Raw genomic sequence first — 17,999 nt, forward strand, 5'->3', positions numbered from 1 at the left:
GACGCAATTGATCATGCACAGGACGGACACGGCACCAGAGAGCGGGGCACCATGCACACGGGGGAGCAGTTCACGGGAACGGGGACGAGGATCACGGACGGGCCATCACCACACAACGCCCCCACCCCCGACCCCTGGCAAGGCGTCGACGCCGAAGCCCTCGCCCTCGCCACCCACGCCCAGTCGGCCCGCCCCGTCCCCGGCATCGAGGACATGGCCTCCTATCTGGAGGCCCAGGTCTCCGACACCTCCCACCGCGAAGTCCTCGGCCCGCTCCTCGACGGTCAGGGCCCCAGCGGCGTCGTCCTGCACCACGGCACGGTCATCGCCGAATGGGGCGGACCCGCACGGGTCGAGATGGCGTACAGCGCGACCAAGAGCGTCCTCTCCCTGACGGCGGGCATCGCGTACGACGACGGACTCCTCCGCCTCGACGAACCCGTCTCCCGCTCCGTCGACCTGCCCCAGTTCGCGGACGCCCACGGGCGCGCCGTCACCTGGCGGCACCTCCTCGACCAGACCAGCCAGTGGGAGGGCGAGCTCTGGTCCAAGCCCACCTCGGTCGACGCCCAGAGCACCCGGGAGGGCACCGAGTCCCCGGGCGGCCCGCCCGGCGAAGGCTGGGCGTACAACGACGTCCGTGTGAACCTCGCCGCCCTCGCCCTCACCGTCCTCCTCGGCCGGTCCCTCCCCGACGTGCTCCGCACCCGGGTCATGGACCCGATCGGGGCCTCGGACACCTGGTCCTGGCACGGTTACGCGAACTCCTTCGCCGATGTCGACGGCACGCGCGTGCCCGTCGTGTCCGGCGGCGCCCACTGGGGCGGCGGCCTGTGGATCAGCGCCCTCGACCTGGCCCGGATCGGCCAACTCGTACTGGGGCAAGGAAGTTGGGGCGGCAAGCGGCTCCTGTCCCGCCGCTGGATCGAGGAGCTCTGGACGCCCTGTCGGGTCAAGCCGAACTACGGCCTGTCCTGGTGGCTGAACGACGACCGCACCGTCTGGCCCGCAGCCCCTTCGACCGGCCGCTGCGCACGCGGCAACGGTGGCGCCCATCTCCTCTGGGTGGACCCGGCACGCGACCTGGTGGTCAGCTCGCGATGGGGTGCGGACCCGGAGAAGCTCCTGGCGGAGGTGTCGCAGGCGGTACGACCGAGCTGACGGGCTGGCGCGGTGCCCCGAGCCCCGCGCCCCCGGCCCCCTCACGTCGACGCCGCATAGCGGGCCGCCAGCGCCGCCACCGTCTCCGCGACCGCCCTCCGCAGCTCGGGCGGCCCCAACACCTCTGCCTCGTCACGCAGTTTGAGCAGGTCGCCGACCGCCACGGCCGTCGGCTCGACCCGCATCTCCACCCGCACCCACCCCTCGGCGTCCGCCTCCCCCGCCCCCGCGAGGGCCTTGGCCCCCTCCGTTCCGAACAGTGCGGGCAGCAGCTTCTGCGCCGCCGGGGAGAGCCGCAGGTCCGCGACGCCCTGGAACCGCATGGCCTCCACGCGCCGCGAGGACTCCTCCCAGTGCGCCGCCAGGGCGAAACCGGCGGGCCGCTCGAAGACCTCGCCCGTGGCCCGTACGGACAGGAACCGGGCCACCCGATACGTCCGTACCGACCCCTCGGAGTCCTCCGCACCCTCCGCCCGCGCCACCAAGTACCAGATTCCACCTTTCAGCACGAGCCCCAACGGGTCCAGCACGCGCCGCACTTCACCCTTCCAGCGCCGGTACTCCACAGCCAGCGTCCGCTGCTCCCACACGGCGTGCGAGACCTCTGAGAGGTACGGAACGGGGTCGGCCTCCCGGAACCACGTCGGTGCGTCGAGATGGAACCGGTCCTCCAACACCCGTGTACGCTCGGCCAGTTCGGCGGGCAGCGCGGCCTGGAGCTTGAGCCGGGCGGTGGCCAGTACCGCGCCGAGCCCCAGGTCGCGCGCCGGGCCGGGAGCGCCCGCCAGGAACAGGGACTCCGCCTCGGCGGGGGTCAGGCCGGTCAGCCGGGTGCGGTACCCGGCCATCAGCTCGTACCCGCCGTCGGGCCCCCGGTCCGCCCGCACGGGCACACCGGACGCGCCGAGCGCTTCGACGTCGCGGTAGACGGTGCGTACCGACACCTCAAGTTCGGCAGCGAGTTGGGGCGCGGTCATGCGGCCCCGGCTCTGGAGCAGCAGGAGCAGGGAGAGCAGGCGATCGGCACGCATGCCCGCCATTGTCACCCGTACCTGACAGAAGGTGTCAGGTATGGCCGGAAGGATGGTGTGCAGAGCGAGGGAGCCGCCCCGCACTCCACACCGATCCCCAGGGGGACCCCATGTCCGACACGACCGGCACTGCCACTCCGGCCCCTGCCACCCCTGCCATTTCGACCACCGTCTCGGGCCACTTCACCTACGCCAGCTGGGACGAGAAGGACGTCACCGAAGCCGGGGCGAGCCCCCGGGTCTCCCATGCCTCCGTCGTCAACACCTTCACCGGCGGCATCGCAGCGGCCGACACCCGCTGCGAGTACACGTGCGCCTACGCCACGGAGACGACTGGCTCCTTCAACGGCATGGAGTACATCTCCGGCCAACTGGACGGCCACGAGGGCGTCTTCGTGGTCGAGGAGCGCGGCCGCTTCGGCGAGGACGGCACCGTGCACTGCACCTTCGAGGTCGTCCCCGGCTCGGGCACGGGTGCGCTGACGGGGCTCACCGGAAAGGGCACCTTCGTCGCCCCGCACGGCGAGAAATCCGTCCCGTACACCTTCGAGTACACCCTGCCCGCGTAGCCCCGCCCCCTCCTCCTACGGCCGCCGCACCTCGAACTGGAAGCAGCCGTACTCCACCGCCCGCACGTGGACCAGGGCCACTTCCGGTGCGGCGAAGGCGGCGTCGAGCGCGGCGTCGAGGGCCTTGGCCGCCACGGATTCCGTACCCGGGGGGACCTCGAAGCGCTCGCCGCCGACGATGTGCCCGCGCGCGTCGTAGCGCCGCAGCAGGCGCTGGGCCCCGGGGCGGGCGAAGGGGTAGCCCGGCGTGCGCGGCGGCTGGGGCCCGGTCGTCGTCCCCGTACCGTCACTGTCACTGTCACCGTCGCGGACGTCACAGGCGTCCGCGTGGACGAAGACCGGACCGGTTTCGACGTACGCCCCCGGGGTCGCGCCGGTCTCCGCCGCCCAGCGGCGGAGCGGGGCGTACGAGACGAGGGCGACCCTGTCACCGGGCTCGGCGGCGCGCAGGCAGCAGCGCAGCAGGCTGCCCACGCAGTCGGGGAACGCGCTGTCGGGGAACGCGCTGTCGACGCCCGCTGTGTACGGCTGCGGGGGCTGCCCGGAATCGTCGCGCTCGCGGAGTTCGCGGAGGGCGGCGGGCGGAATGGGGAGAGGTGTGTACGTGTTCATGGGGCCAGCCTCGCCCGGCGAGCGGGGCGGGACTGGCGGGAATCAGACGTCGAGGCGCTTACGGATGGTTGCCGGAGGGCCTGGACCGGGCCGCGATTTCCTCAGCGTCTCCATGGGCGAGGGTGGCCCTCCCGGAACTGCGGCGGGCCAGCCTCACGAAGCCGAAGGGGGCTCCGGCGGAGGACGCGGTGCGCTGGCGGAGGTGCGGGGGCAGCAACTCCCCGCAGGAGCAACCGTTTCAGGGGCGACCGTTTCAGGAGCACCCGGTCGGGAACAACCTGACGTCTCCGGCGGGAAGCTTCGCCCACCAGTGGTGATAGCGGCTGTACGTCCGGGGGTCCCGCTCCGCCAACAGCGAGCCCAGCGCCCCCGCCTCCGCGGCGACCTCCTCCCACTGCCCGGACGCCAGGTCGCGGAAGGCCGTGACCTCCACACCGCCCTCCACCAGCCGCCACACACCGGCGACGTACCCGTCCACCAGCAGCGTCGGCAGCACGTCCCCGTTGGTGCGGATCACCACCTTCCGGTACTCCGGCGGGATCATCCGGCTCCGGTCCGCGTACGCGAGCAGCGTGCTGTCCCACATGGCCATCAGCCGCACCGGGGCCACCGCGTCCGCGTCCGGCCGCAGCGCTCCCGGAAGGTCGAACAGGGGTGTCCCGTCCGGCCCTTGGAGTTCCTCGACCTCACCGTCGAGCCCCCGCAGCACCTCCCTGATCGGCGTCCGGCCCACCAGCGAGAATTGCGCCACGTCCGCCACCGACGCCGGACCGAACCCCTCCAGACAGCGCAGCACCAACTGGCGCAATGCCGGTACGTTCACCTCCCGGCCGTCCGGCACCGCCTCCGCCCCCGCCGTGACGAACGACGGCCGCGCACCGTACGACCACGGCCCGCCGGTCGGCACGTGGTGCAGCGGCGCGTACACGAGCACCCCCCGCCACGCACCGTCCTTCCGCTCCGCGCCCACCCGCTCGGCGAGCCACTCCTGCACGTCGGCGGAACTGCGCGGTTCCTTCGTGAACACCAGCAATTCCGCCGCCAGTTCACGGGCGTCGGCGGGAGTCAGCCCCGTGTCGGAGAACCGCGACCCCAGCCCCGACCCGTACAGTGTCGGATGCACCGCCGCCCGGAACGGCCGGTAGTCCGCCGCCGCCACCGCGTGCAGCGTGATCCGCATCAGCGTCGCCTTGACGACCGCCCCCGTCGTGAACGCCGTGTCCAGCTCCGCCGGATCGAAGTCCGCGATCCGGTTCCACAGTGCGAGATACGGCGAAGGCGCGTGCTGGGCCTGGAGGGCGACGACGCTCCTGACCGCGTCCGGGACGCTCAACGTCACGCGGTTCAGGAGGTGTTGGCGGCCGAGGGTGGCCCGGTTCAGTGCGCGCGCGGAGATCTTCACAGGGAGGATTGTGCCGCAGGGGCGGCTGGTGGCGGCGGCCGCCCGGGGCATGGCCGGACCCCGACGAAAGTCGGGGTCACCGCCGGACCAAAGTCCACGGCCCCCGCCACCGGCCCGTTCCTAGGGTGGCGACCATGAATGACGCCATCGTCCACGCAGTCGAAGGATTCGTCACCACCCCCTGGGTGTACGTGGTGCTCTTCGGCATCGCCGCCCTCGACGGGTTCTTCCCCGTCGTCCCCAGCGAGACCCTGGTCATCACCCTCGGGGTCTTCGCGGCCTCCGTCGGCGACCCCTCGCTGCCCCTGGTGATCCTCGTCGCCGCGCTCGGCGCGTTCACCGGGGACCACATCTCATACGCGATAGGCCGCGCCTCCGGAAACAGGATCTTCGCGCGGCTCAAGCCTGACTCCCGTACCCACAGGGCATACGGGAGGGTGGACGCCCTGCTCAAGGAGCGCGGCGGACTCGTCCTCGTGGTCGCCCGCTACATCCCCGGCGGCCGTACCGCCGCCACGCTCACCACCGGGGCGACCGGCTTCCCGCGCCGCTCCTTCACCCGCTACGACGCCGTCGCCGCCTCGACCTGGGCCGTGTACTCGGCCGGGCTCGGCCACCTGGGCGGTGCGGCCTTCGAGGAGGAGCCGCTGCTCGGCGTCGCGGTCGGCCTCGGGCTCGCCTTCTCGATCACCCTGCTGCACGAAGGATTCCGGTGGGTGCGCGGCCGAAGTGCCGCGCGGAGCACAGCCGCACCAGGTCCCGCCGCCGTGCCGCCCGCCACCGCGAGGAGCGCATCCGTCGCGGTGACGGGCTCAATGAGCCGCACGGCAGCGCGACTTACAGATCGTCAGCGATGATCCGCTCGATGTTCCGCTCCGCGAGCGCGGTGATCGTGACGAACGGGTTGACGCTCGTGTTGCCGGGGATGAGCGCCCCGTCCATCACGTACAGACCCGGATGGCCGTGCAGACGGCCGTAGTTGTCGGTGGCCTTGTTCAGGATCGCGCCGCCGAGCGGGTGGTAGGTGAGGTGGTCGCCCCAGATCTTGTACAGGCCGAACAGGTCGGTGCGGTAGATCGTGCCCTCCTTCTTGTTGATCTTGTCGAAGATGGTCTTCGCCGCATCGATGGATGGCTGCTTCCAGGCGGTCTGCCAGTCGAGGTCGACCCGTCCGGCGGCGGCGTTCCAGCTGAACTGCGCGCGGTGCGGGTTCTTGGTGATGGAGAGGTAGAAGGAGGCGTACGTCTCGATGCCGGTCGGCAGCGGGGCGACCTCGGCGAACGCGCCGCCCGCTTCCCAGTTGTCGATGCCCGCCGTCGGCATGGACGCCTGGAGCTTCCCGGTGGCGTCCCACATGTGGTTGGCGCGCCCGCACATCACGTTGCCGTTGTCGCCCCAGCCCTTGCCGATCTCGTCGTTCAGGCGGGGGAGTGCGCCGGTCGCCTTCAGCCGGGTGAGGAGCTTGGACGTGCCGACGCTGCCCGCAGCGAAGAAGACCCGGTCGGCGGTGACGGACTTGGTCGCGGTCACCGCGCCCGTGGTGTCGAGCTGCTCGACGAGGACCGTGTAGCCGGGGGTCCCGGCGGGCGCCGGAGTCACCGAAGTCACCCTGTGCAGCGGTGAGATGGCGACCCGCCCGGTGGCCTTCGCCTGGGCGAGGTAGGTCTTCTGGAGGGACTTCTTGCCGTGGTTGTTGCCGTACAGCACCTCGCCGACGAGGGCCGACTTCGGTACGGAGCCCGCCAGTTCCTGCTTCATGTACTCCCAGTCGTACACGTTCGGTACGAAGACGAACGGGAAGCCGGAGCGCTCGGCGTGCTTGCGGCCCACCCGGGCGTACTGGTAGCACTCCGCCGACTCCCACCACCGGGGGTCGACCTCGGTGACGCCGAGTCCCGCGTTGGCACGCGGGTAGTAAGTGCCGTACATCTCCTCGGCGTCGACGGACGGGAGCACGGCGCTGAATCTCTCGCGGCGCGGGGTGACGGCCATGCCACCGTTCACCAGGGAACCGCCGCCGACGCCCCGGCCCTGGTAGACCGTGATGCCGCTGAAGTCCTCGGCGTCCAGGATGCCGGTGTGGCGCGGGACGTCCTTGTCGAGGGGGAAGCCGAGGAAGTTGCTCAGAGGCTGCTTGGTCCTGGTGCGCAGCCAGAAGGAGCGGTAGTCCGGTTTGGTGGTGTTGGCGAAGATGTTGCCATCCGGGCCCGGGGTGTCCCAGGCCATGCCCATCTCGACCATGTGGACGTCGACCCCGGCGAGGGCCAGGCGCAGGGCGGTGACGGAGCCACCATACCCGGTGCCGATCACCAGTGCGGGGACGCGTTCCCCGTTGGCGAGGGCGGCGCGGCGGGGTTCCGCGTGGGCGAGGGGAGTGGCGAGGGCGGCCGTGGTGAGGGCGCCGCCCGTGCCGGCGAGGAAGAGGCGGCGGGACAACCGTCCGGTGGGCCGGGGTTCCGGATCGGTGGGCAGGGGCTCCGGGCCGGTCTGTCGGGGCTTCGGCCCGGCTTGCGAGGTGAATTCGCTCATGGGGAGGTTCCTCACTCTCGTGACTCTCGTGCGGAGAGGTGCGAGTTGTACTGCCGAGGGCCTGTGAAGTCACTGCATACCGATAAGTAACTTCTGCCCGATCTTGGCGGCCCCGGCTCCCGGGGGAGGCGTGTGGACTGCGGGTCGGTGCACGTCAACGCCCCCTCCGCGTGAGCGCCCGCTCCGGTCTCAGCGGGCCTCGATCACGGCGGCCAGATCGGCCCCCGCACGCAGCAGGGCCACGGTCCGGCCCGCGATGTCGTGGAGACGTCGGTCCAGGAGATACGTGGCCGAGCCCGGCCCTTCGAGTCGGCCGAGCGAGTCCATCACCTCCCGTACGGCGGGAACGCCGTAACCGGCGCCGCGCAGGGCGGCCACGATGCGGGCGGCCCTGATCGCGGGCAGCCCGTACCGCCGGGCGCGCAGCGAGGTCACGCGCTCCGGCCGTACGAGGCCCTCCTGCTCCCAGAACCGCAGGGTCGAGGGGCGTACGCGGAGTGCCCCGGCGAGTTCGGTGATGGTCATCGAGTCGCGCTCGTCGTCCCCCGACTCGGCCGTCTCGTACGTCGTCGACGTGGCCGTCCCGTACGAAGTCGACTCGTACGAAGTCAACTCGGCCCGGATCGCCCGGAGCGCCTCCCGGGCCCGCAGTGCCTCGGCCCGCTCGTGGGCGAGCCCAGTGTGGACTTCGCCGATCGCGGCGGCGGCGTCGGCGAGCGTCCCCGACCGAATGGCGGCGAGCAGCCGCCGGGCGGCGACGGGCCCGGCGGCCAGGGCGAGCGCCCGGTAGGCGCGGAGGGCCTGGACGTGGACAGGCCCGTAATGCCGGTAGTTGTTGGCGGACCGGACGGCCGGGGGGATCACGCCGAGCCGCTCCAGGTTCCGTACCTGCTGCACGGAGTAGCCGGTCGCGGCCGCCACATCGACCGTACGCAGGTCGTGACCGCTCACCCGGACCTCCCCCTCAACCCCACACAAGCACATGAAGTCAACACTTGAACCATGACCACCGACATGAGCATGAGTATGGAACAGGTCCTGGCCACCGTGCGGGCCCTCCCCGGCGCACTCGTCCTCGCGCCCCGCGAGGGCGACGACGTTCCCGAGCAGGCGTGGGGCGACGCGTTCTTTTACTACGCGCCCGACGGCCAGGTGCCGCAGCACGTCCAGCCGTACGCCACGATCGTCACGAAGGACTATCCGGGCGACACGGCCTCCGCGCTGTCGACTCCCGGCCGCTGGCGGGTCAACGTGCACGTCGGCCGCACGACGTTCCGCGAGCTCACGGGGGAGGAGCCCCGGAGCCTCGCCCTGCCCCGCGACCACACGGCCGCCGACCTGGTGCTGCCGCATCCCGTGTACGGGGAGATCGGCTGGGTCTGCGTCGTCAATCCCGCCGCGCGTACGTCGGACACGGTGTCCCGGCTGCTGCGCGAGGCGCACGAGGCGGCCCGGCACAGGGCCGAGCGGCGGCAGGCGGGGTCGCGGTAGGGGTTCCGGACGTGGGCTGTGCGGGACGACCCGGACGACGCGGACGACGAATGGGATGAAGTGGCTGGTCACGGACAAGGCAAGTGATCGCAAAGGAAAATGAAAGTGCCGTACAACCTTTCGACACCTCCGAAGGTCTGACCGTGCAGCGCCTGACGGCAGGTGCGTGTAAATTGTCGATTTTTCCGTCCCCAGATTCCGTGATGGCAGGGGGTGCGAGGCAAGCGGTGAGGGGCTGGTAAGCGCATGGGGAACAGAGGGAAGAACACTAGGGCCGCTGCGGGCGGAGGCCGAAGGAAGCAGTCCGCCGGCCGGAGCACGCAGCCCTCCGGGTACCAGGACCGTTACGACGAAGAGCCGGCCGAGCCCTACCAGGGCCGCGCCGCCGCCCGCCGCGCCCAGGCGGGCGGCGGCCGGGGCCGGGCCGCGAACCGGCGCGGCAGGCGCAGGCCGCCCGGCCGGTTCCGCACCCTGAAGTGGGTCCTGGCCGCCCTCGTGGTGCTCGGTGGCAGCGGTCTGGCCTGGGTGTACTTCAGCCTCGACGGCAATCTCAGGCAGGTCGACATCGAGGCGGAGCTCGGCACGAACCGCCCCTCTGACGTCGACGACGGCTCGATGGACATCCTCGTCCTCGGCTCCGACTCGCGCAGCGGCTCCAACGGCGCGTACGGCAAGGACGTGGGCAGCGCCCGCGCCGACATCACGATGGTCGTGCACGTCCACGCGGGCCACGAGAAGGCGAGCGTCGTCTCCATACCCCGCGACACCCTGGTGACCCGCCCCGAGTGCAAGGGCCGCAACGACAAGCTGCGGCCGGAAGCGACGCGGCAGGTGTTCAACACGGCGTACGAGATCGGCGGTCCCGTCTGCGCCGTGAAGACGGTGGAACGGCTCGCCAACATCCGCATGGACCACTACCTGGAAGTCGACTTCAGCGGCTTCAAGCAGATCATCGACGAACTCGGCGGCGTCGAGATCACCACCACCAGGGACATCAAGGACCCGAAGAGCAAGCTGGACCTGCCGAAGGGCACCCACCGGCTGAACGGTGAGCAGTCCCTCGGCCTGGTCCGCACCCGCAAGACCGTCGGCGACAGCAGCGACCTGGGCCGCATCCAGCTCCAGCAGGCATTCGTCAAGGCGCTGATGGAGCAGGTCAAGGACGTTGGCGTGTTCAGCAACCCGAAGAAGATGTACAACCTCGCGGACGCCGCCACCCGCACCGTCACCACCGACTCGGGCCTCGGCTCCGTCCCGTCCCTGCTGTCCTTCGGCAACGCGCTGGGCGGCATCGGTTCGAAGGACATGAAGATGATCACGCTGCCGATCGACTACGACGCGAAGGACAAGTACCGCGTCATACCGCTCAAGGACCAGTCGGCGACGCTCTGGCAGTCCCTCCGCGAGGACAAGCCGATACCGGACTCGGTCACGGAGGACTCGGCGGGCGACAAGGTGGACGCGGACAAGGTGATCAAGGGCGACTGAACGGGGGTCCGCCCTGCCCGGCCCAGGGCGGGCCCGACCCGCTCGGCTCTGCTCGGCCCAGGGCGGGCCCGACCCGCTCAGCCCGTGCCCGAACCGGGTCCCGTGAAAGGCCAGGACTCCACGTCCCGGTACCGGATCGGCCCCGGCCCGCGCCCCACGTTGCTGGCCACCAAATGCAGCCGCGCCGCCCGCCAGCGCCGCCCCGCGAAGTTGGCGAGGGTCGCGGCGGCCTCCGCCGCCGCCCTCGGGTCGTCCCGGCGGGCGCGGGCCAGGGTCAGATGGGGCCGCAACCGGCGCTCCTCGAACGCGACCCCGCACCCCTTGACCAGCGCCCGCACCTCCCCGGCCAGCAACTGCAAAGCATCGAGGTCGCCCTCGATCCCGCTCCACAGCACCCGCTCGTCGAAGTGCCCGCCGCCGGTCAGGGCGAAGGAGAGCGGGGAACGGGACGCCGCCAGGTCCGCGAGCGGCGGGCCGAGCAGGGGCACCGCCGAGACGGGCTGCTCGCCGAGGAAGGCGAGGGTGAGGTGCCAGTCCTCGATGCGGTTCCACCGCATGCGCGGGTACGCGGCGTACGCGGGACCCAGCGCCCGCGCCAGCTCGTCCTTCGCCGGGTCGGGAGGGGCGAGGGCGACGAACACGCGGGTGGTGGGCTCGGAGCGGCCACTCTCGGAGGGCACGGCAGACACAGGGGGCACAGCAGACATTCGTACCGCACGAGTACGCCCCCGAGCCGGGCGGCCCGCTCCTTGCCGCCGCGCCGCAGAATCTCGGTGCTCCAGACCGCGGCAACCACCGACGTGCATCCCCTCCGACCCCCGCTCCCACCGAGCCCCCTTGAGCCCCACTCCCGCCGAGCCCCTTCGGCCTCCGCTTCCGCCTCGCCCCTTCGGCCTCCGCCTTGCCTCGCCCCCTTGGGCTGCGCTTCCGCCTAGCCTCCTTGGGCGGCGGGGCCGCCCCCCGGGGGCGGAACGGGCGGGCAAGGGGGCGGCCCCTCTCGCTCCGGGCCCACCCCGGAGCACCCCCGCCCCACCCCGCTACCGGCGCACCCCTCGCAAGGGGCCCACCCCGGTGCCCCCGCCGTTACCTCCGCCGATGGGTGCGCCGCACCCCAGTGCGCCTGCGGCGGGCTGCCCCTCCCCGCCCCTTCACCTAAAGCGCTCGCCGCGCGGCAGTCCCGCCCACGTGCAGGCACGTCGTGGCTGGCCGCGCAGTTCCCCGCGCCCCTAACGGGGCGGGAGGCGCGGCCCCGGACGGTCGACCACCCCGGGCAGGACATGATGGGGGCTTGCGCACATATCCGTACACACATCCGTGTTCGGGTCCGTACCGGAAGAGGAGTGTCGGTGGCGAGCAGGATCCATCAGCCGAGGGAGAGCGACGAGTTCGATTTCGTCGTGGCGAGGGTGGCGGGCCCCGTGCTCGCGTACTTCAGCGGAACGTGGCCCAAGGCGGTGCAGGTGTGCAAGGAGATGGACGTGGTGGCGGGGGAGGTGGCGGAGAAGTACGCGGGGCGCCTGACCGTCGTCAAGGCCGACATCACGCGCTGTCCGCTGCCGGTGAAGCGGTACGGGGTCGCCGGGGCGCCCACGTTCGTACTGATCCGGGACGGGGAGGCCGTGGCGGTCGAGGCGGGCCCGATGGACCGCGCGGGCTTCGGGGAGTTTTTGGGGCGGCACCTCTGAAGAACGGGGCCGGGAGAGGGGGCGGGGCGAGGAAGGAGGGGACCGGACGGGGGCGAGCGCAAACAGCGTCGGAGAGGGCCGGACGGAGGCAAACGGAAGCAGCGTCGGAGGGGCCGGACGGGGGCGAGCGCAAGCAGCGTCGGAGAGGGTCGGACGGGCTCGTTGAGGAGAGGTGTCCGCACATTCAACTCCCCTTCTCTGCCAAAGGTCTTGACAACCTCATTGGTCTGGACCAGATTGCTGCCCCAACGGTGGCCACCGTATCTACACCCCCTCCCCACACCTCTTCCCCCGGAGGCAGCTCGTGGACCGCCAACGCGCACCCCGCACCCCCCGCACGCCCGCCAGACGACGCCGTTCCGTTCTCACGGCCGCACTCACCGCCTCCGCCCTCGCCGCCGTCGGCATGGCCACCGCGCCCACCGCCCAGGCCGCCGACCTCAACGTCGCCAAGAACGCCGGATTCGAGGCCGGACTCGCCAACTGGACCTGTACGGCCGGAACGTCGGTCTCCACGCCCGTGCACGGCGGTGCCTCCGCCCTCAAGGCCACCCCCGCCGGACAGGATCACGCCCGCTGCTCGCAGGCCGTCACCGTCAAGCCCGGTGCGACGTACACCCTCTCCGCCTGGACCCAGGGCGGCTACGCCTACCTCGGCGCGAGCGGGACCGGCACCACCGACGTGTCGACCTGGTCGCCGGGCTCCACCGACTGGAAGCAGCTCACCACCACCTTCAAGGCGGGCCCGAACACCAAGTCCGTCACCGTCTACACCCACGGCTGGTACGGCCAGGCCGCCTACTTCGTCGACGACCTCTCCGTCTTCGGCCCCGACGGAGGCGGCGGCCCCGACCCCGAGCCCGGCATCCCGGCCGCCCCCACAGGTCTGACCGTCGGTTCGCCCACCGCCACCTCCCTCGCCCTGTCCTGGTCCGGTGCCACGAACGCCACCTCGTACAACATCTACCGGGGCGGCACGAAGATCCAGTCGGCGACCGGCACCTCGGCGACCGTCACCGGCCTGACCGCCGACACCTCCTACGACTTCCAGGTGACCGCGCTGAACACGGCAGGCGAATCCCCCAAGTCGGCCACGGTCAGCGGCCGTACGTCGAAGGGTGACACCAACCCCAACCCCAACGTCCCCAAGCACGCCCTCACCGGCTACTGGCAGAACTTCAACAACGGCGCGACCGTCCAGAAGCTCCGCGACGTGCAGGCGCAGTACGACATCATCGCCGTGTCCTTCGCCGACTCCACGACCACGCCGGGCCAGATCGTCTTCAACCTCGACCCGGCAGTGGGCTATACCAATGTCGCCGACTTCAAGGCGGACGTCGCTGCGAAGAAGCAGGCCGGAAAGTCGGTGATCATCTCGGTGGGCGGCGAGAAGGGCAACGTCACCGTCAACAGTGACGCCTCCGCCACCGCCTTCGCCAACAGCGCGTACGCGCTCATGCAGGAGTACGGCTTCAACGGCGTCGACATCGACCTCGAACACGGCATCAACTCCACCTACCTGACCAAGGCCCTGCGCCAGCTCTCCGCCAAGGCGGGCCCGAACATGGTCCTCACCATGGCCCCGCAGACCATCGACATGCAGTCCACCGGCACCGAGTACTTCAAGACCGCACTCGCCGTGAAGGACATCCTCACCGTCGTCAACATGCAGTACTACAACAGTGGTTCGATGCTGGGCTGCGACGGCAAGGTCTACAGTCAGGGCTCCGTCGACTTCCTCACCGCACTCGCCTGCATCCAGCTGGAAGGCGGCCTCGACGCCTCCCAGGTCGGCCTCGGCGTCCCCGCCTCGACCCGAGGCGCGGGCAGCGGCTACGTCTCCCCGGCCATCGTCAACAACGCCCTCGACTGCCTCGCCAAGGGCACCGGCTGCGGCGCCTTCAAGCCCACGAAGACCTACCCCGGCCTGCGCGGCGCGATGACCTGGTCCACCAACTGGGACGCCACCGCTGGCAACGCCTGGTCCAACGCGGTCGGCCCCCACGTCCACAACCTCCCCTAACCACCCCCGTCCCCTCCGCTCACCCTTCCCCCAACGCACCCTGCCCGCACGGGAGTTCATCCGTATGGGCAGGGTGTCCCACTGTCTCCACCTGTCTCCACCGCGCGGGCCGCGCACTCCCGGAGCCCGCTCAGCGGAACTCGTGGACGACCGTGATCTCCCCGACCACGTGCGCGTTGAACTCCGCCAACTCCTCCGCAGGTACCCACAGTTCGAGGATCGTCCGACCCCCCGCCTGCTGGACCGGATACCGGCGCAGGAACTCCGACTCGACCTCGAAACGCGTCACGAAGCCCGCGCCGTCGTGCTTGACGTTCCAGTCCCGCGCGATGCGGATCGCGTAGTCCTCGTTGAGCACCGGGTAGAAGATCGGCTGCTCCGGCAGCCGCGGGGGCCACGCCCGCCAGCCGAGCTTCCTCACGAGCTCCAGCTCCACGGGCCCGGTCGGGCGCCACAGGGTTGTCGTCGGCCGGTCGTCGTTCACGGAGCCTCGCCCCCTCGCTCTCGTACGCCGCCGGAAGAACGGCTGATCAGAGCCTCGAAGGCTACGGGCGGCGCCAGGTGACGGCCAGGGGATTTCCGCCGTGTGAAACTCCTGGGGCCGGGCAGCCCGCCGTTCGGGGGCTGTGCCCCGAACGGGTGTCGTCTCGTTGCCGGGCGTGCGTGGCTCCTGTGGAGTGGGTTGGGTGTGTGTAGGAACGAACGGAACAGCGCACCACGCCCACCCGTACGAATCCCCTCCGTACGAAGAAGTCCGTGCACGGGCGCGGCGCGGGCGTACAGGCACCGCGACAGGGAAACGAGGCGGCCGCGATGGCAACCCGTACGGCCAGTAAAGACACCGACGTACGGCGCAAGGGGAAGGCAAGGCGCCCTGAGCGGCGGCACGCGAGCGGTGCCGCCGCGCCCGCCGTGCAGGAGGTGCAGGAGGCCCAGGGGGCGTCGGGCGTGCCGGAAGTTCCCGCCGCGCCGTCCGGCCGCACCGACCCCGAACTCCTCATCGCCGCCTCGGTGTTGCTCGCCGAGGCCGCACTCGCCGCCAAGCAGGCCGGAGCGGAGATGACCGCCGCCGCCTCCAGCTGGCGGGTCGGTCTCAACGCGCTCAAGCGGCCCCTGTGGGCGCTCGGCACCGTGGCCTCCACCGCCAAGGCGCTCACCAACCCCTCCGGGCTCGGCTTCATCGCCAACGGCGGGCTCTTCGGCGAGGCCGCCCGCTCGGCCGCCGCCGTCGTTCGGCTCAGGCCGACCCCCGTCGCCATGGCCGTCGACGCCTTCGCCCTGCGCATCGAGGCCGCCGCCATCGAGCACCCCAACCTCGCTGCGCCCCTGGCCAAGGACCTCACCGACGCACTCGTCGCGGGCCGCCGCCTCGACGCGATCCGCGCCGCACGCCGACTGGTCGACCTCATGGGCGTCACACGCGCCCTGACCACGGTCAGCCCCGTCGCCATGGAGCTGTTCGCGCTGATCGCCCTGCTCGACGAGAACCCCGGCAACGACGGCTTCGCCTGGGTGACCCTGGCGGGCGGCGTCCCCACCACGGAACCGTTCCTCGGGCTCCCCGCCGGACTGATCCGCCACCTCAACCCCGGCCCCGGCCGCGCCGAACGCGCCGAGCCCGACGCCATCCTGGAGCGCTGCCTCACCCGCTCCAGCAACGAGATCGTCAGCTACATCGACGACATCGCCGCCCTCGGTAACCACGGTCTCGTCCTGCTGCGCCGCATCCAGTGCACCGACGGCTCCGTACGGCACGTCCTGCTGCTGCCCGGTACCAGTTTCGGCCTGCTGCGCAACAGCACCACCCAGGACATCGTCGGCGCCTTCGACGCGGCACTGCGCACCGACACGACGTACGCGCGCGCCGCGAAGCACCTGCTGCTGCGTGCGGGCGTCCCGGTCGGCTCGGACCTGATGGTGGTCGGGCACAGCCTCGGCGGGATCACCGCGATGAACCTCGCCACGGACCTCGACCTGGTCTCCACGTACCGGCTCACCCACATCGTCACCGTCGGCTCGCCCATCGACAACAAGCGTCCCGCCGACCCCCGCACCCAGGTCATCAGCCTCGTCAACAAGTACGACGTCATCCCCCACCTCGACGGCCGAGGCCCCTCCTCCCCGAACGACATCCCGGAGCAGTGGGTCGAACTGGCCTGGCTGGACGACACGTACGACTACCCGCTGTCCCACGCGCCCCAGTCGTACTCCGGCACGCTTCGCAACGCGATGCCCCAGCACCGCGAGCACGTCAACTCGCTGATCACGGACTACGACGGCGAGATCGTCGGCAACCAGCCGTACCTGCTCCTCGACAGGTAGGACGGACCAGCGGCCCCCCCCGCACGCCACATATGCCACATACGGCATGTACACCCCGCATGCCCCGCATGCCCCGCATGCCCCGCATGCCCCGCATGCCCCGCACGCCCCGCACGCCACGAAAGGCCGCCCGATGACCGTCCTCGACGACCCGACCGAGTCCCGCGAGCCAGCCACCGCGAGGCCGCTGGAGAACGCGCTGTTCGGTGTTGCCCTGGCCGCCCAGCGGATTCCGTGGATCGACGCGCCCGCCCGCGCGCTGGGCCTGACCCCGTTCACCCGGGAGAGTCTCACCCGCCAGCTCCTGACCCAGCTCAAGCGCAGCCGATCGGGCCGCCCGGTCCGGCTGCACACACCGTTCGGCGCCTACCTCGCACCGCTCGACGCCGACGACGCCACGGACCTGATCGCACACGCCCACGAGGCAGGGGCGCTGGGCCGCGCCGACCGGCTCACCCTCGAGGGCCGACGCCACCCCGTCGCACCGCACGCGGCCGTGTCCGTACCGCCGTCCCTCCTGCGCGACGTGCACGCGGTCGCCGCGCAGGAGGCCGCGCACCTCGTCGCCGCCCGGCACGCCGACGCCACCGTCGCCCGGGAGGACTGGTGCGCGGTCGTGCAGCGCCTCGCCCGCCGGGTCGTCCTGGGCGACGCGGCGGCGGAGGACACCCTCCTCAGCGACCTGCTGGCGGTGGCGAACACGGCCGAGGACGCCAACGAGTACGCCGACCGGGCCGCCGCACTGCGCCGCCGCGTGTCCTCGTACCTGCGCGAGGGCGACGGCGCGGGAGGACTCGGCGGTCTCGGCGGTCTGGGCGGCCTCGCGAGCGCGGCGACCGACACCGCGCGGGACACGGGCAGCTCCCCCGCTCCGACACTGGGCAGCCCCACTGCCCAGCAGGCCGCCGCCGCAGTGGAGCACACCCTCGACCTGCTCACCCAGGCCACCACGCACACCGCGCTCCAGGCCCTCGCCCTGCTCACCGTCCAGCCCGCGATGCCCGCGTCGCAGCGCGCGGAGACCGCCGTGAACGAGGCGCTGCGCCGCTATCCCCCCAGGTCGGCGACCTCCTATCAGGTGACGACGCCCTTCCGGTGGCACGACGTGTCGATCGAGGCCGGAACGGACATCCTGTGCGCCACTTCCTGGCTGCACGACCTCGCGGCCGCAGAGGGGGAGGCCCGCCCCGGCACCCCCGCGCCGTCGCTGTGCGCCACGCCGGGGCAGTGCGAAGCAGCGGAGCTGGCCGCGAGCACCGCCCGCGCGCTGGTCGTGGCGCTCACCGACCTCATCCAGCCGGTCGTACGGGAACCGCGTCTCGACCCGGACGACCTGCCGAGGACCCTGGACCCGGCGAAGCTCACCGTCGCCCTCACCGGGGCGGACGCCTCCTCGGACGTTCCGGCGGCCGAACCCCGCCCCACCGCCGCCCAGGGCCGCGCCCCCGCCCACTACGCGGCGCTGACCAGGGAAAGCGCCCTCAGTCTCGAACAGCACGCCCAGCGCCTCGTCGACCTGGCCCACGACAGCGGGTGGAACCACGACGCCGTCGGCGAGCGCTCCCGCATGCTCCTGCTGGCCCACGCGGAGCGTTGCCGCCGCGCGGCGGCCGACGTCCAGAACGCGGCGCGCTGGCTGGCCAACTGAGGAGCCGGTGCGGACCGTGGGGGTGCGTACGGTCTCCC

16 protein-coding genes are annotated in these 17,999 nt (G+C 71.6%); 9 read left to right on the forward strand and 7 right to left on the reverse strand.

Annotated elements, in window-relative coordinates:
• Positions 1-51: 51 nt before the first annotated feature.
• The gene (locus OG897_RS27565) at positions 52-1,161 is read left to right on the forward strand and encodes a serine hydrolase (protein ID WP_266660781.1); all 1,110 of its coding nucleotides are present in this window, start codon (positions 52-54) and stop codon (positions 1,159-1,161) included.
• Positions 1,162-1,202: 41 nt separating this feature from the next.
• On the opposite strand, the gene OG897_RS27570 is transcribed toward OG897_RS27565, so the two are convergent.
• Complete coding sequence (locus OG897_RS27570) at positions 1,203-2,192, reverse strand: YafY family protein (RefSeq protein WP_266660782.1); 990 nt, start codon at positions 2,190-2,192, stop codon at positions 1,203-1,205.
• A 110-nt stretch (positions 2,193-2,302) separates the two neighbouring features.
• On the opposite strand from OG897_RS27570, the gene OG897_RS27575 reads away from it, so the two are divergent.
• On the forward strand, positions 2,303-2,761 hold the full coding sequence (locus tag OG897_RS27575) for a DUF3224 domain-containing protein (RefSeq protein ID WP_266660783.1): 459 nt from the start codon (positions 2,303-2,305) through the stop codon (positions 2,759-2,761).
• 15 nt (positions 2,762-2,776) lie between these two features.
• Here OG897_RS27575 and OG897_RS27580 read toward each other — a convergent pair whose 3' ends face one another.
• Together OG897_RS27580 and OG897_RS27585 are read right to left on the reverse strand one after the other, a co-directional pair.
• Positions 2,777-3,373, reverse strand: coding sequence for a DUF1203 domain-containing protein (locus OG897_RS27580; RefSeq protein ID WP_266660785.1), 597 nt, complete (start codon positions 3,371-3,373; stop codon positions 2,777-2,779).
• A 253-nt stretch (positions 3,374-3,626) separates the two neighbouring features.
• Complete coding sequence (locus OG897_RS27585; RefSeq protein ID WP_266660786.1) at positions 3,627-4,775, reverse strand: winged helix DNA-binding domain-containing protein; 1,149 nt, start codon at positions 4,773-4,775, stop codon at positions 3,627-3,629.
• 134 nt (positions 4,776-4,909) lie between these two features.
• On the opposite strand from OG897_RS27585, the gene OG897_RS27590 reads away from it, so the two are divergent.
• Entirely contained in the window at positions 4,910-5,632 is a 723-nt protein-coding gene (locus OG897_RS27590; protein ID WP_266660788.1) for a DedA family protein, read from the forward strand.
• On the opposite strand, the gene OG897_RS27595 is transcribed toward OG897_RS27590, so the two are convergent.
• Together OG897_RS27595 and OG897_RS27600 are read right to left on the reverse strand one after the other, a co-directional pair.
• Positions 5,613-7,304 (reverse strand): GMC oxidoreductase, encoded by a 1,692-nt coding sequence (locus OG897_RS27595; RefSeq protein ID WP_266660790.1) that lies wholly within the window; start codon positions 7,302-7,304, stop codon positions 5,613-5,615. The two genes, OG897_RS27590 and OG897_RS27595, sit on opposite strands and share 20 nt — an antisense overlap.
• A 189-nt stretch (positions 7,305-7,493) precedes the next feature.
• Entirely contained in the window at positions 7,494-8,288 is a 795-nt protein-coding gene (locus OG897_RS27600; protein WP_266660792.1) for a MerR family transcriptional regulator, read from the reverse strand.
• Between the two features lie 42 nt (positions 8,289-8,330).
• Between OG897_RS27600 and OG897_RS27605 the strand changes: the two genes are divergently transcribed.
• Both OG897_RS27605 and OG897_RS27610 read left to right on the forward strand, forming a co-directional pair.
• Positions 8,331-8,795 carry a DUF6194 family protein gene (locus OG897_RS27605; RefSeq protein WP_266662453.1) on the forward strand — a complete coding sequence of 155 codons (465 nt, stop codon included), beginning with the start codon at positions 8,331-8,333 and terminating at the stop codon, positions 8,793-8,795.
• 246 nt (positions 8,796-9,041) lie between these two features.
• Positions 9,042-10,283: an LCP family protein gene (locus tag OG897_RS27610; RefSeq protein ID WP_266660794.1), complete on the forward strand. Its 1,242-nt coding sequence runs from the start codon at positions 9,042-9,044 to the stop codon at positions 10,281-10,283.
• A 77-nt stretch (positions 10,284-10,360) separates the two neighbouring features.
• Here the strand turns inward: OG897_RS27610 and thpR are convergent, their stop codons facing one another.
• Positions 10,361-10,990, reverse strand: a complete 630-nt coding sequence (gene thpR / locus OG897_RS27615; protein WP_266660796.1) for an RNA 2',3'-cyclic phosphodiesterase — start codon at positions 10,988-10,990, stop codon at positions 10,361-10,363.
• A 639-nt stretch (positions 10,991-11,629) separates the two neighbouring features.
• Between thpR and OG897_RS27620 the strand changes: the two genes are divergently transcribed.
• On the forward strand, positions 11,630-11,968 hold the full coding sequence (locus OG897_RS27620; RefSeq protein ID WP_266660798.1) for a co-chaperone YbbN: 339 nt from the start codon (positions 11,630-11,632) through the stop codon (positions 11,966-11,968).
• Positions 11,969-12,272: 304 nt separating this feature from the next.
• A complete protein-coding gene (locus OG897_RS27625) occupies positions 12,273-13,991 on the forward strand; it encodes a glycoside hydrolase family 18 protein (protein ID WP_323188109.1) in 1,719 nt (572 codons plus the stop codon).
• A gap of 130 nt (positions 13,992-14,121) precedes the next feature.
• On the opposite strand, the gene OG897_RS27630 is transcribed toward OG897_RS27625, so the two are convergent.
• Positions 14,122-14,475, reverse strand: a complete 354-nt coding sequence (locus tag OG897_RS27630; protein ID WP_266660800.1) for a hypothetical protein — start codon at positions 14,473-14,475, stop codon at positions 14,122-14,124.
• 329 nt (positions 14,476-14,804) lie between these two features.
• Between OG897_RS27630 and OG897_RS27635 the strand changes: the two genes are divergently transcribed.
• Together OG897_RS27635 and OG897_RS27640 are read left to right on the forward strand one after the other, a co-directional pair.
• Complete coding sequence (locus OG897_RS27635) at positions 14,805-16,313, forward strand: lipase family protein (RefSeq protein ID WP_266660802.1); 1,509 nt, start codon at positions 14,805-14,807, stop codon at positions 16,311-16,313.
• 133 nt (positions 16,314-16,446) lie between these two features.
• Entirely contained in the window at positions 16,447-17,961 is a 1,515-nt protein-coding gene (locus OG897_RS27640) for a hypothetical protein (protein WP_266660804.1), read from the forward strand.
• The last annotated feature ends 38 nt before the right edge of the window (positions 17,962-17,999 follow it).

It is taken from the genome of Streptomyces sp. NBC_00237 (assembly GCF_026342435.1).
In the GTDB taxonomy this organism is placed as follows: domain Bacteria; phylum Actinomycetota; class Actinomycetes; order Streptomycetales; family Streptomycetaceae; genus Streptomyces.